General features: G+C 55.7%; 15 protein-coding genes. 8 read left to right on the forward strand and 7 right to left on the reverse strand.

Annotation, left to right across the window (positions count from 1 at the left end; genetic code table 11):
• Nucleotides 1-114 precede the first annotated feature (114 nt).
• The 3 genes from ACR0B7_RS16530 to ACR0B7_RS16540 all read left to right on the forward strand — a co-directional run bounded on the left by ACR0B7_RS16530 (nucleotide 115) and on the right by ACR0B7_RS16540 (nucleotide 1,739).
• The gene (locus tag ACR0B7_RS16530) at nucleotides 115-1,005 is read left to right on the forward strand and encodes an SPFH domain-containing protein (protein ID WP_170485523.1); all 891 of its coding nucleotides are present in this window, start codon (nucleotides 115-117) and stop codon (nucleotides 1,003-1,005) included.
• Nucleotides 1,005-1,283, forward strand: coding sequence for an NfeD family protein (locus ACR0B7_RS16535; protein ID WP_170388577.1), 279 nt, complete (start codon nucleotides 1,005-1,007; stop codon nucleotides 1,281-1,283). The genes ACR0B7_RS16530 and ACR0B7_RS16535 overlap by 1 nt, the downstream gene beginning before the upstream one ends.
• A 93-nt stretch (nucleotides 1,284-1,376) precedes the next feature.
• Nucleotides 1,377-1,739 (forward strand): SUF system Fe-S cluster assembly protein, encoded by a 363-nt coding sequence (locus ACR0B7_RS16540; protein WP_170388580.1) that lies wholly within the window; start codon nucleotides 1,377-1,379, stop codon nucleotides 1,737-1,739.
• A 52-nt stretch (nucleotides 1,740-1,791) separates the two neighbouring features.
• Here ACR0B7_RS16540 and ACR0B7_RS16545 read toward each other — a convergent pair whose 3' ends face one another.
• Nucleotides 1,792-2,220, reverse strand: coding sequence for a hypothetical protein (locus ACR0B7_RS16545; protein WP_480682017.1), 429 nt, complete (start codon nucleotides 2,218-2,220; stop codon nucleotides 1,792-1,794).
• Between the two features lie 96 nt (nucleotides 2,221-2,316).
• Here ACR0B7_RS16545 and ACR0B7_RS16550 point away from each other — a divergent pair, with 96 nt between their 5' ends.
• Together ACR0B7_RS16550 and tpiA are read left to right on the forward strand one after the other, a co-directional pair.
• On the forward strand, nucleotides 2,317-2,682 hold the full coding sequence (locus ACR0B7_RS16550; RefSeq protein ID WP_170388582.1) for a HesB/IscA family protein: 366 nt from the start codon (nucleotides 2,317-2,319) through the stop codon (nucleotides 2,680-2,682).
• Nucleotides 2,683-2,897: 215 nt separating this feature from the next.
• A complete protein-coding gene (gene tpiA, locus ACR0B7_RS16555; protein ID WP_170485524.1) occupies nucleotides 2,898-3,647 on the forward strand; it encodes a triose-phosphate isomerase in 750 nt (249 codons plus the stop codon).
• 173 nt (nucleotides 3,648-3,820) lie between these two features.
• On the opposite strand, the gene ACR0B7_RS16560 is transcribed toward tpiA, so the two are convergent.
• The 5 genes from ACR0B7_RS16560 to ACR0B7_RS16580 all read right to left on the reverse strand — a co-directional run bounded on the left by ACR0B7_RS16560 (nucleotide 3,821) and on the right by ACR0B7_RS16580 (nucleotide 10,328).
• Nucleotides 3,821-5,197 (reverse strand): TRAP transporter large permease, encoded by a 1,377-nt coding sequence (locus ACR0B7_RS16560; RefSeq protein ID WP_170388586.1) that lies wholly within the window; start codon nucleotides 5,195-5,197, stop codon nucleotides 3,821-3,823.
• Nucleotides 5,197-5,874 carry a TRAP transporter small permease gene (locus tag ACR0B7_RS16565; RefSeq protein WP_170485525.1) on the reverse strand — a complete coding sequence of 226 codons (678 nt, stop codon included), beginning with the start codon at nucleotides 5,872-5,874 and terminating at the stop codon, nucleotides 5,197-5,199. The genes ACR0B7_RS16560 and ACR0B7_RS16565 overlap by 1 nt, the downstream gene beginning before the upstream one ends.
• 114 nt (nucleotides 5,875-5,988) lie before the next feature.
• Entirely contained in the window at nucleotides 5,989-6,990 is a 1,002-nt protein-coding gene (locus ACR0B7_RS16570) for a DctP family TRAP transporter solute-binding subunit (protein ID WP_170388590.1), read from the reverse strand.
• Between the two features lie 369 nt (nucleotides 6,991-7,359).
• The gene (locus ACR0B7_RS16575; RefSeq protein WP_170388592.1) at nucleotides 7,360-8,589 is read right to left on the reverse strand and encodes a sigma-54-dependent transcriptional regulator; all 1,230 of its coding nucleotides are present in this window, start codon (nucleotides 8,587-8,589) and stop codon (nucleotides 7,360-7,362) included.
• A complete protein-coding gene (locus ACR0B7_RS16580) occupies nucleotides 8,586-10,328 on the reverse strand; it encodes an ATP-binding protein (RefSeq protein WP_170576893.1) in 1,743 nt (580 codons plus the stop codon). Before ACR0B7_RS16580 ends, ACR0B7_RS16575 begins: the two co-directional genes overlap by 4 nt.
• Before the next feature lie 47 nt (nucleotides 10,329-10,375).
• Between ACR0B7_RS16580 and ACR0B7_RS16585 the strand changes: the two genes are divergently transcribed.
• Nucleotides 10,376-11,413: a cytochrome P450 gene (locus tag ACR0B7_RS16585; RefSeq protein ID WP_170576910.1), complete on the forward strand. Its 1,038-nt coding sequence runs from the start codon at nucleotides 10,376-10,378 to the stop codon at nucleotides 11,411-11,413.
• A 5-nt stretch (nucleotides 11,414-11,418) separates the two neighbouring features.
• On the opposite strand, the gene ACR0B7_RS16590 is transcribed toward ACR0B7_RS16585, so the two are convergent.
• On the reverse strand, nucleotides 11,419-11,898 hold the full coding sequence (locus ACR0B7_RS16590) for an Lrp/AsnC family transcriptional regulator (RefSeq protein ID WP_170388596.1): 480 nt from the start codon (nucleotides 11,896-11,898) through the stop codon (nucleotides 11,419-11,421).
• A 141-nt stretch (nucleotides 11,899-12,039) separates the two neighbouring features.
• On the opposite strand from ACR0B7_RS16590, the gene cobA reads away from it, so the two are divergent.
• Nucleotides 12,040-12,816 carry a uroporphyrinogen-III C-methyltransferase gene (cobA, locus tag ACR0B7_RS16595; RefSeq protein WP_170485528.1) on the forward strand — a complete coding sequence of 259 codons (777 nt, stop codon included), beginning with the start codon at nucleotides 12,040-12,042 and terminating at the stop codon, nucleotides 12,814-12,816.
• Nucleotides 12,816-13,130, forward strand: coding sequence for a DUF2849 domain-containing protein (locus tag ACR0B7_RS16600; protein ID WP_170388600.1), 315 nt, complete (start codon nucleotides 12,816-12,818; stop codon nucleotides 13,128-13,130). The genes cobA and ACR0B7_RS16600 overlap by 1 nt, the downstream gene beginning before the upstream one ends.
• Nucleotides 13,131-13,146: the final 16 nt, after the last annotated feature.

Genomic DNA, 13,146 nt, shown 5'->3' on the forward strand with positions numbered 1-13,146 from the left:
CGCATCCCGGTCGTCAAAGATTTGCAAGAACGGCTGTTCGCTTCATACCAGAGTTGAAAATGTGCGATTCAATCCCCAAATGTATACTATCGTACACAATAGTAGAGGACAGATATGGCCGAAGACCAGATTATCGGATTAATTTCGTCAAACATCATTTACCTGCTCGCCGCAGTTCTAATAGTTGTCATCATTTTCAAGGGCATAAAGATCGTGCCTCAATCCGAGAAATACGTGGTCGAAAGGTTCGGACGGCTGCACTCTGTTTTAGGTCCGGGAATCAACTTTATCGTTCCTTTACTGGATGTTGCGCGTCATAAGATATCCATTCTTGAACGCCAACTTCCCAATGCGACCCAAGACGCGATCACCAAGGACAACGTGTTGGTGCAGATCGACACTTCGGTCTTTTATCGCATTCTGGAACCCGAAAAGACGGTTTACCGTATCCGCGACGTAGACGGCGCGATTGCGACGACGGTTGCCGGTATTGTGCGTGCTGAAATTGGTAAGATGGACCTTGATGAGGTGCAGTCGAACCGAGCACAACTGATCACGCGAATTCAGGAAAGCGTCGAAACCGCCGTGGATGATTGGGGAATTGAAGTGACCCGTGCCGAGATTCTAGACGTTAACCTGGATCAGGCAACCCGTGATGCGATGCTGCAGCAGCTAAACGCTGAACGCGCACGTCGTGCTCAGGTGACCGAAGCTGAGGGTCAGAAACGGTCGGTCGAGTTGCAGGCTGATGCCGAGCTTTATGCGGCCGAGCAATCCGCCAAGGCACGTCGCATCCAGGCCGAGGCCGAGGCTTATGCTACCGGCGTGGTCGCCAAGGCCATTCAGGACAACGGAATAGAAGCTGCGCAATATCAGGTAGCCTTGAAACAGGTCGAAGCCCTGAATGCCTTGGGGAATGGCACCGGTTCACAGACCATCGTTGTTCCTGCCAATGCCATGGATGCCTTTGGTGACGCCTTCAAGATGCTGAAAGGAGGCCGGTAATGGCCGACCCGTTTTGGATGACATGGTGGATATGGCTTGCCGGAGCGCTCGCCCTTGGAATCCTCGAAATTGTCCTGCCGGGTTTCATCTTTCTTGGATTTGCGATCGGGGCAGCGATAACCGGGATTTTGCTGGCAATTCCCGGGATCTCGCCTTCGCTTCCCATCCTGTTGTTAATCTTTGCAGTATTGTCCCTGGTGGCTTGGCTGATTTTGCGGCGCTTGTTCGCCCTGCCCCACGGACAAGTGAAGACCTTCAACCACGACATCAACGACTGACAATCGTGGCGCCCGTTTGGGCGCTACGGCACTACTGGACGCTGCCCTTGGCTTTCCCTATATAAATTATCAGGAAACAGACCCGAGGCACACATGACTCATCCGAGTGAACAGTTTGAAGGCACCCCATTGATTGCGCCTTCAACCATCGAACATCCCCTGTACGAAGCAGTGGTCGAGGCATGTCGGACGGTCTATGACCCTGAAATTCCAGTGAACATCTATGACTTGGGGCTGATTTACACGATCGACATCACCACGGAAAACGCGGTGAAAGTGATCATGACACTGACCGCTCCGGGCTGTCCTGTTGCCGGTGACATGCCTGGGTGGATTGTTGAGGCCATTGAGCCGGTTGCAGGTGTAAAAGAAGTCGACGTCGAACTGACATGGGAACCGCCCTGGGGCATGGAAATGATGTCCGACGAAGCGCGTCTGGAACTTGGCTTCATGTAAACACATAACCGACGGTGTTTAGCAACGGCTGACGCGCTACGCGTCGGGCTGCCTACTGCGTATTGCAAGTCGCCTTAATCTCGTCCGCACGCTGGTCCAACTGTTTGACGTAGTCGCCTGACAGCATTGTCAGCCTCTTTTTCTCTGTGCCTGTAACCAGCCCCAAAAGCGCCCCGGCGGGCGTAATGGCTATGGCGCTTTCCACTTGTTGATCTTCTGCGTGTTTTCTTTCAGCGGCGATCGCTCTGAGATCACCTTCGGCGGTGGCGCAATTCACAGGGTGACGCGCCGTTTCGTCGGCGACGGACGCATCGCAGACCGCAAACGTTGCGGCAATCACAGATAAGGCAAGGTACTTCTTTTGACCTGTTTTACTGGGATTTTTCATGTTGCTTCGCCCTCTGAAATTCTTCCTAAAAACTTTGTTGAGGCTAAATCCAACACCCTGAGCAAAGCAACAGCAGACATCGAGAATTGCCATACCAACCGGAAAAGTTAGGTAAGCATGACTGCTATGTCTTGAGACTGGTACGACTCACCACTAGATTAGACACATCGTTGAAAGACGGAGATCACGATGTTCGGTATTCCCGGCAAACAAGCCGTGACCATAACGCCAAAAGCTGCTGCGCAGATCGTGCGCCTGATGGAATCAGGCGGGCACGCTGGCTTGCGCATTGGCGTCAAGAAAGGTGGTTGTGCCGGTATGGAATACACAATGGACTATGTTGACCAAGCCGACAGCAACGATGAGATTGTCGAGCAAGACGGCGCACGGGTCATGATCGCACCGATGGCGCAGATGTTCCTGTTTGGAACCGAAATCGACTACGAAGTCTCTTTGCTTGAATCCGGTTTCAAGTTCCGCAATCCGAATGTTGTCGATGCCTGCGGGTGCGGTGAGTCGATCAAGTTCGACGAAACGATCTCGGCCGAGCGGTAATCCTCCGCATTGGAATTCCCGGAATGATCGCTCGCGAAGCGGGTTAGTCATTCACTCGAACGCCTACTGACGCAAGCTGTTTTCGCGGGCAGTTTTGCGCCCTATCGTGCACCCTTAGCTTTGGATTTGCCAAACCTTCCGTAACCGGAATTGTCAGGGTGCGCTGGCGGTGCTATCCGATGTTCAAACAACGATTTAATTTGGGGGAACGTGCTATGCGGCGCAAACTGGCGGCAGGAAACTGGAAGATGAATGGAACCTCGGCAGCGCTGGGCGAGCTTGAGGTTTTGTCTTCTACGCACCCTGCCCCTACAGTCGACGTTCTGATCTGCCCCCCGTCCACATTGCTGCACCGCGCGGCAGGTTCCGTCAACGGATCGGAAATCCTGATTGGTGGACAGGATTGTCATGCCGCGACTTCGGGTGCGCATACCGGTGATGTCAGCGCCGAGATGCTGGTAGACGCAGGTGCCACCGCCGTCATTCTTGGTCATTCAGAGCGGCGCGTGGATCATGGTGAGCAGAACGAAGATGTACGTGCCAAAGCGCGGGTCGCAATGGATGCGGGGCTGAAGGTGATTATCTGCGTCGGGGAAAGCCTTGAACAGCGCGAGGCGGCCAACACGCTTGATATTATTGGTGGTCAAATGTCCGGTTCGATACCGGATCAATCTACTGGCGAAAACCTAATCGTTGCCTACGAACCGATCTGGGCGATTGGCACAGGGAAAGTGCCAACGCTAAACGAAATCGGTGAGGTCCATGACTTCATGCGCGCCGGGCTAGAGCGTCGCTTCGGTGAAGGCGTTGGGCGCTCGGTCCGGTTGCTGTACGGCGGATCAGTCAAGCCGAGCAACGCCAAGGAGATTTTTGGTGTCTCCAATGTGGATGGTGCTCTGGTCGGAGGGGCCAGCCTCAAAGCTCAGGACTTTGGCGGTATTATCGACGCCTTGCAGTCCGTCTAAGATCAGGACGGCTTTTTAGAAACTTCCCAGACAGATTCCTGACGTCCTAGAAAGACTTGGAAATCCAACAATTCGCAAGATTGTGGGGAACCGACGCCTGAAAATCAGGTATCAAGGCGGGTCAGAAAAGAAAAAGCCGGACCGCTGCGGTCCGGCTTTCTCGTTGAGTTCGGCTAGTTCGTTATGATCTCCGGCCCCATAAACGTGTTGGGCAGGAAGGTCGATATCCACGGGATATACGTCACCATGATCAGGAAGACGAACAGAACCGCAAGGAACGGCAGGGCTGCGCGGACCACGCCCATCATCGGCATGCCAGCCACACCGGACGTAACGAACAGGTTCAACCCGACCGGCGGAGTGATCATCCCGATCTCCATATTGACCACCATGATGATGCCCAGATGGATCGGGTCGATGCCCAGCTCGATGGCGATCGGGAACACCAAAGGTGCGACGATGACCAGCAGGCCCGAGGGCTCCATGAACTGACCACCGATCAGCAGGATCACGTTTACCACGATCAGGAACGTCACCGGACCAAGGCCCGCCGACAGCATGGCGCTGGCGATATGCTGCGGCACCTGCTCGTCGGTCAGCACATGTTTCAGGATCAGCGCGTTGGCAATCACGAACAGAAGCGTGACGGTCAGTTTCCCAGCCTCAAACAGCGTGTGCTTGGTGTCGGGATGAATAAAGGCCGTAACAAGAGCATAGGGCTTCTTGATCAGTGGCAGGTTCGGTTGGCCTTCTTCCGTGCTGAGCGGACCCATATCTTTGTAAACAAAGCTGGCGATCAGGAAGGCATAGACGGCTGCCACAGCAGCGGCCTCGGTCGGGGTGAAGATACCGCCATAGATGCCACCCAAAATGATCACGATCAGGAACAGGCCCCACCCGGCCTCACGCGCCGAGGTGAAGATCTCGCCCCAACCCTTCCACTCGCCCTTAGGCAGGTTCTTGACCTTGGCCATGACATAGATGGTGATCATCAGCATCAGACCGGCCATCAGGCCTGGAATAACTCCGGCAAGAAACATGCGCCCAACCGATACCTCGACGGCGGCGGCATAGACCACCATCACGATCGACGGCGGAATCAGGATGCCGAGCGTACCGGCGTTACAGATCACACCAGCGGCGAATTCTTTGGAATACCCCACCTGACGCATGCCCGCGATCACGATGGAACCGATAGCAACCACGGTTGCAGGGGAAGACCCTGACAAAGCGGCGAACAGCATACAGGCGAACACACCCGCAATCGCCAGACCGCCGGGCAAGTGCCCTACACAGGCAATCGAGAACCGGATGATCCGACGTGCCACCCCGCCCGTCGTCATGAAGGACGACGCCAGAATGAAGAATGGGATCGCCAGCAGGGTAAAGTGCCCCTCGAACGCCTCGAACAGCGTACCCGCGACTGAGGCCAACGAACTGTCGGAATAGATCAGCAGAAACAGCGTCGAGCTGAGGCCAAGCGCCACCGCAATCGGAACCCCGATCAGCAGCAGGCCGATGACCATAGAGAAAAGAAGAACGACGTCCATTAGTCATGCACCCCTTGTTGTGCGCGGACTTCTTCGATCTCGTCCTCGACTTCGTGGCTGGCGACAAGGCGGTCAGTTTCACCGCGCCAGATTTGTACTGCGACCTGCGAGAACCGGATCACCAGCAGCAGCATCGACACAGGCAGCACCAGATAGGGTACGACCTTGGGCAGCTTCTCGTAGCCCTCGCCATAGTTGATCAGGTCTTCCAGAAAGCGCAGAGGTGCGACCATTGGGATATCGTCAACCTCGTAGAAGCTCTGACTGCGCGCGCTTGTGTCGAACCCGGTCGGGAACCAGCGGCCCGAGGTGGGCGGCAGGTCAGCAAACACGGCCCAATAGTCATATGATCCCTTCAGCAACAGCAGCGAGAAGACCAGACAACACGCCACCGAGATCAGCGCCAGAATACGACGCGGCGCAGGGGCCAGCATGTTCAGGATCGCGTCCACGCCCAGGTGCGCGTGCTTTTTGACTGCATAGGATGCGCCCAACAAAACAAGCCAGCCGAACATGAACACAGTCAGTTCAAGCGCCCACAGGATATTGGAATTAAAGGCAAACCGAGCGATCACATTGGCAAACGTCACGGCCGTCATCAGGCCCAGCAACACTGCGATCAGGGTTTCCTCGATATGGTCGATCAGCCCGCCTTGGCCGGGATTCGCACCAGACATCTTTCTGTCCCCACATTTTTTGTGATGAGTAATATTGGGGCGGGCACATTAAGGCCCGCCCGGGCCACGCGTCGATAACTCCCCAGTCCCCCGACGCGTGGCCTGAACCGAGGTTTAAAACCCGGCGTTGATCGCCTGTGCCGCGTCGATCTTGTCCTGACCCACGTCGTCGGCGAACTTGTCCCAGACGGGTTTCATCGCGTCGACCCATGCCTGACGCTGTTCGGGGTTCAGCTCACGAATGATGCCGCCCGCGTCGGTGATCGAGGCTTTGGCCGCTTCGTTCACAGCAAAGGCTTCCTTGTTCCGAGTCGCGGTCACTTCGTCCAGAATGGTCAGGAATTGTTCACGCACTTCCGGCTCGAGGCTGTCCAACCAGTCAACCGACGTCACGACCAGATAGTCGATGATGCCGTGATTGGTCTCGGTGATGCCGTCCTGCACCTCAAAGAACTTCTTGCCGTAGATGTTGGACCAGGTGTTTTCCTGCCCGTCCACAACGCCCTGTTGCAGCGCGCCATAGACTTCCGAGAACGCCATTTTCTGCGGGCTGCCACCAATGGCTTCCATCTGCGCCACCAGCACGTCTGAGGACTGCACGCGGAACTTCAGACCATCGGCATCTGCCGGGCTTTCCAGCGGTTTATTGGCCGACATCTGCTTCATGCCGTTGTGCCAGAACGCAAGCCCCTGCAGGCCGCGGCGCTGCATGCTGTCCTTCATGGCCTGACCGTCAGCCGACGCTTGGAACGCATCGACCGCATCGATGTTCTTGAACATGAACGGCAGGTCAAACAGGCGGAACTGCTTGGTGAATTTCTCGAATTTCGACAGCGAGGGCGCGGCCAGTTGCACGTCGCCCTGCAACATCGCCTCAAGCACCTTGTCGTCGTTATAGAGGGTCGAGTTCGGATAGACCTCCATGCACATGACGCCGTTCATCTCGTCATTGACGCGCTGTTCCAGCAGCGAGGCTGCGATGCCCTTGGGGTGTTTGTCCGTGTTCGTCACATGGGCGAACTTTACTACGATTTCACCGTCGTCGCAGGCCGCCATACCAGCGGTCGCGGTCACGGTCAGTGCAACAGCGGTTGCAGCCGTTGTCAGGAATTTCATCTGTATCTTCCTCCCAGACTTCCTTGATACTTCAAAGGACGCACAGTTGGCGTCGCATGGCGGCGAGTGAACCGAATCGTCACTCACTGCTCAACTTTTTGTTCAAAGGCCAAAGTCGCTCGGATTTATTGTTTTATTACAGACACTAACGGATGTGTGTGCCCTGAAACCATCCGCACGCACATTTTCATGTGCGAAATTTCGCACAGGTTTATTCGGTTTTGTGCGAGTTTCCGCACAACTTGCGAATCAACCGGAAGGAATCAGTTGGTTTTGACCAAGTGCCAACCGCAGTCCCCGCAAGGGGACTGCCACGCCCAACGCCTTTAACTGCATGACTATGCAGGGAAAGGGGGCGGGAGCTTCAAGTTACCTCCGGTAGTCCTCGGGCCGAATCTGGTAGCGTGCGAGTTTGTCGTAAAATGTCTTGCGCGGCAGCTTTAAAGCCTTGGCTGCGTCTGCGGCCTTTCCATTGTGCCGACCCAATGCAGCGATAAGCAAAGAACGCTCTACTTGCGCCATTTGTTCGCTCAAACCCAAATCAGTGGCGCGTGTTACTTCTTCTGGCATACCAAGGACAAAGCGCATCGCAGCCGACATGAGAGAGCGCGCATTTCCCGGCCAATCGCTAGCCATAAGCGAAGCCAAGTGCTCGGAGGTGACTTCCGGCGCGGCGATCCCCGCCTGTTCTGCAGCCTGCCCTACATAGTGCCGAAAAATCACCGGAATATCTTCGGGACGCTCCGCAAGCGACGGAATTCTGACCCGCATCACATCCAATCTATAGAAAAGATCGGCGTGGAACTGGCCTTCGGCTGACAAACCAGCCAAATCAGCCGTTGTTCCCGCCAGTATTCTCGCGCCGACCCCCTGTTCAATCATCTCAAGCGCAGCATATTGAGTCGCTTCAGGCATCGTTCCGATTTCGTCCAGAAACAGTGATCCTCCAGCAGCGTCTTCACACGCGCGCGCCAAATCTTCTGTTGTCAGCCCCGAGGCGGGTCGTTTCACAAATGCGCCCTGCACCTGAGGCGACATCATGTGAATGACCTCGGCAACCTTGGCGATTCCGCTACCAGCAGGTCCAGTTACAAGCACTTCGGCGTTGGTCGGGCCGACGGTGCGCACGCGATTTCGCAACGCCTCGGCCTGCTTGGAATGACCGAAAAGTAAACGCGCCGCCGGATCACCGCGCTCAAGCTCTCGCTTTACCGCGCGCTGTTCGAGAATCTGCGACCGTGCACCCATCGCGCGGCCGAGCACGTCCAACAATTCGGCAGCCGCACATGGTTTTTCCAGGAAATCGAACGCTCCTTTCCCCATCGCCTGAACCGCCATTGGAATATCACCTTCTCCGGTCAGAAGAATGACGGGAAGATCGGGATCAACCTCGTGGGCATATGATAGCAGGTGAAACCCGTCTCGACCGGGCATACGGATATCTGAAACAATGACGCCCGGAAAATCGGCCCGGATATGATCCTTGGCGGCAACGAATGATCCTGCGGTCACTGGCGCGTAGTCCGCCAATTCAAGCGTCTGCGCCAGTGCCTCACGCACGGCGGCATCATCATCGACCAGCAAAACCTTCCGGGTCATATCACTTCTTTTTCCCTGAAATGCTCAAGTTCAACAGTAAACACAGCGCCCCTCTCGGTGTTTGAGCCACTAATGTTTCCACCAAAACTCTGAACCAGACCATAAGAAATCGAAAGCCCCAGTCCCATGCCTTCGGATGACCCAACGGTTTTGGTCGTATAAAACGGCTCGAACAGCTTTTCCGAGTTTTCTATACCGGGGCCAATATCCCGAACAGTAACAGACAGTTTAGAGCCAGTCCCCATGCGAATACGAATACTCACAAGCCGTTCGTCCTGATGGCTCATGGCGTCGGCTGCATTGTTGATGAGATTTACGAACACCTGAACCAACCGAACTTCACCACCCCACGCAAAAACAGGCTCGGCTGGTGAGACCCAATCCATCTCGACCTTTTCGGCTCGTAACCGCGCTTCGGTCAGTTCCACTGCGGTATTGATGACCTGCACCAGATTGACCTTGCCCATTGGCTCACTTTCGTTTCGCGCAAAAGCCCGAAGATTCTTGATGATCCGAGCCATTCGAGCCGCCATATCGGAAATACGGGTCAGGTTTTCAGCAGCCCTTTCCTCGCGCCCTCGCGACAGAAACGCGGCCCCGTTATCTGCAAATTGTTGAATCGCCATTAATGGCTGGTTTAATTCGTGGCTGATACCGGCCGACATTTGCCCCAGCGCACTGAGCTTACCGGCCTGAATAAGTTCTTCCTGTGCGTGCTTGAGTGCCGATTCTGCTTCTTGTCTTTCGTACACCTCGCGGCGCAACGCAGTGTTGGCCGCGGTCAGTGCATGGGTTCTTTGCGCCACACGGCTTTCCAAGACTGCATTGGCCTGAGCCAGCGTGCGTCTGCGCTCGGTTGCCAGAAAAAGCAGGGCACCGAAGGCCAGGCAAATCGCTGCCACGGTCGCTGCCTGCAAACCCGCCAGACGGCGGGCCGGAGCGATATCCATCACGACCTCTCCGGTCATCCCGATAACGGGCAGATCGCGACTTAGATGCAGGGCGCGAGACGGCAAATACGGCCCCCACCCCAAGTCCCACACCTCAAAGGGGCCAACCTGATGCGCCGCAAAGGTGAAAGTTTCACCGTTTTTTGGCGGCGTAAGCCCCGACTGACCCACATCGCGTTTCCAGAACAGCAGGTCGGTCCGGTTTGAAATAAACACGTCGCCATCGCGATCCACAAAGAATACGGCTTCGGTGCTGCCTCTCCATTCCTGTTCAATGTCCTCGACATCCGCAATGACGACAAGCGCGCCAGAGACCGTACCGTCGGGCGCAAAATCCGGGGCGGCATAGGAAAAGAAGCGATCACCCTGATCGCGCAGAATTCCATGCTCGCTTCCCAAAGCCCCCTGCATTGCGCGCTCGAACGCTGGTTGCCCGGCGACACTACCGCCAACTACATCATGAGCAGCAGCCAGTACGCGACCCGTTGGATCGGCATACAATACGTCCACTGCTGCCGTCTTGTCAGCGACTTCCAACAAAAGCGCGCGCGCCCGTGAAGGGTCATCTGAACTTTGCAGGTTTCGCAGGTGTGGGTGGCCCGTCATTAAAACAGCCAATTCCTGATAGACCTGCAGTTGCGTGCTCAATCGATCGGATGCAAGTTCCAGATCCGCTTCGGCCTTTTCACTAAGTTGCGAAAGAGCCTGCCGATAGCCGTAAGACCACACGCCAGTCGACAAGAGTGCGACAGCAAACAAAAATCCCAGAACGATCCAAACCCTTTGCATGCCATAGGGTCTTGCATCCGACGGGCCGCATGGCAAGTGTGCTGGGCATGAAGACGTTGTTCCAATCGCCAGTCGAGCCGGGGTTTGTTCAAAACCCCTACCCTTTTTATGACAGGGCCAGAGCACACGGAGATATGGTCTTTTGGGATGACTACAAAATGCCTGCCACCACGCACACAAGACTGCGCGCCTTGGTGATGCGTGCTTTTACGTCGCGTGCGGTGTCCTCGCTTGAGGCAACAATCCATGACCTCAGCAACTCTCTGATAGACAGGTTTCCCACCTCGTCATTTGATTTGCTGGACGCATTTTGCACACAGATACCGGTTATCACGATCTGTCGGCTTCTTGGTGTTCCCGAAGACGAGTCGCCAAACCTGTTGCGCTGGTCTCATAAAATGGTGGCTATGTATCAGGCCGGAAGAACCCGCCAAACCGAAGACGACGCAGCCGCTGCCTCGCAGGAGTTCACAGATTTCCTGACCTCATATATCGAGCTTCGCCGCGACGATCCGCGCGATGACCTGATAACGCGCCTTATCGCCGCCGAGGAAGACGGTGAAAAACTTTCGCGGGATGAGCTGGTGGCGACGTGTATCCTGCTTTTGAACGCGGGGCATGAGGCCACCGTTCATTCGCTGGGCAATGGGATCAAAACAGTTTTGCAACAAGGTGTTAGCAAAAACGCGTTTTACCCGGACACAATCGACAAAACGGTCGAAGAAATCCTGCGTTTTGATCCTCCTCTGCATATGTTTACCCGCTACGCCTATGAGGAGGTTGAGGTTTTCGGGCACCAATTCAAACGCGGAGATGAAGTGGCGCTGTTGCTAGGTGCCGCCAATCGAGATCCACTGGTTTGGACAGACCCAAACGTGTTCAACCCAAACCGGCCGATCGTCACCAACTCCAGCTTCGGCGGAGGCTTGCATTTCTGCGTGGGTGCTCCTCTTGCGCGACTGGAGATGCGCATCGCTTTATCGACCTTGTTTGAACGCTGTCCAAATCTGCGCCTCAGCGCGTCGCCAGAATATTCAAACAGCTACCATTTTCACGGGCTGACCGGTCTGATGGTCGAGGCGTGAGGAACTCAACCCTCAATCAACGCATTCAACGGCAGCATAGTGGTGGACTTGATTTCCTCCATCGACAGCAACGCCGTGACGTTGTGAACACGCACCTCAGAGATCAGTGTCTGGTAAAACTCATCATACGCACGGGCGTTTTTAACCCGGACTTTCAATATATAATCGATGTCGCCCGCCAGCCTGTGCGCCTCTTGCACCTCTGGGCGATCCCGCAGTGCTTTGAGGAACCTGCGTTGCCAGTCGGCCTCATGTTCAGAGGTGCGAATAAGAACGAAAAATGTGGCCTCGAATCCTAGCGCCTCGGCGTCCAGCAAAACGGTCTGCTGACCAATGACACCTGCCCCTTTGAGCTTGCGGATTCGATTCCAGACCGGCGTTTTGGAACTGCCGACCCGCGCCGCAATTTCGTCCAGAGATTGACTGGCATCGCGCTGAAGCTCTACTAGAATTTTCCGATCCGTATCGTCAATCCGCACTGACATTCCAATTTTTCCTTCGATTTAAAACCCGCGTCCCGTTTGGGGCTACTCACGGAACGTATGTTCTTATTTATGCGCACATATGGCGCAATACCGGGAATATTTCCTATATTGCACTCCAAGTCAAACCACGCGGAACTGAACATGCAGTCTAGGCAATCACATGATGGCGCAGGTCACGTCGACTTTGTCGGCGCCGGTCCGGGCGACCCGGAATTGCTGACGCTCAAGGCGCTGAAAGCTTTTGAGCGCGCGGACGTTGTGCTGCATGACCGTCTGATCAGCGCCGATGTCTTGAAGCTGGCTGGCAAGAAGGCAACGCTTGTCGATGTTGGCAAGGCAGGGTTCGGCCCGTCTTGGAAGCAAGAAGACATAGACGCGCTTCTGGTCGACCATGCTCTGAAAGGCCAGCGTGTCGTTCGCCTGAAGTCTGGCGACCCAACCGTATTTGGTCGCCTGGACGAAGAAATCGAAGCGCTGGAAGCAGCCGGGATTGCGTGGCGCATTGTTCCTGGCATCACCGCGGCCTCTGCTGCCGTCGCCGGGATCGGCCAAAGCCTGACGCGGCGCGGTCGGAATTCGTCTGTGCGATTTTTGACAGGCCACGACATGAAAGGTTTCGCTGATCACGACTGGAGCGCACTGGCGCGTCCCGGTTCCGTTGCGGCGATCTACATGGGCAAAAAATCCGCGCGTTTCATTCAAGGTCGCCTGATCATGCACGGCGCGGACCGTGCCACCCCTGTGACTTTGATCGAGAACGCCTCGCGCCCCGACCAACGCATTCTGGCGTCGACGCTGGATCAACTAACAAAAGACCTGACGGCCGCCAATATGGACGGCCCAACCCTCACTTTTTATGGCCTCGAACCGCGCAAGTCGGTCGACGCCCTGACCGAATTCAAGAAGGAGCACGCCTGATGGCCCGCGCTTTTACCCCCAAAGTGGTGACCGCCAATGACCTGCTGGAAGGCGATGTCATCTACCTCACCGAAGATGATCGCTGGTCGCGTGAACTGGCGGACGCTGAGCTGATAACTGACGAAGCGCATGCACAGGTTCGCCTTTTGGACGCCGAACGTCAGGCCAACAAGATCGTTGGCGCATATCTTGCGGATGCGGTTGCAGGCGAAAACGGTCCTGAACCCTCTCATTTTCGGGAAGATTTCCGTCGGACTGGCCCGTCCAACTATGCCCACGGCAAACAGGAAACTTCCCCGCAGCCCCGGACCTGAGCACAGGCCCTCTCTC

Source organism: Ruegeria sp. BB6, from assembly GCF_056539385.1.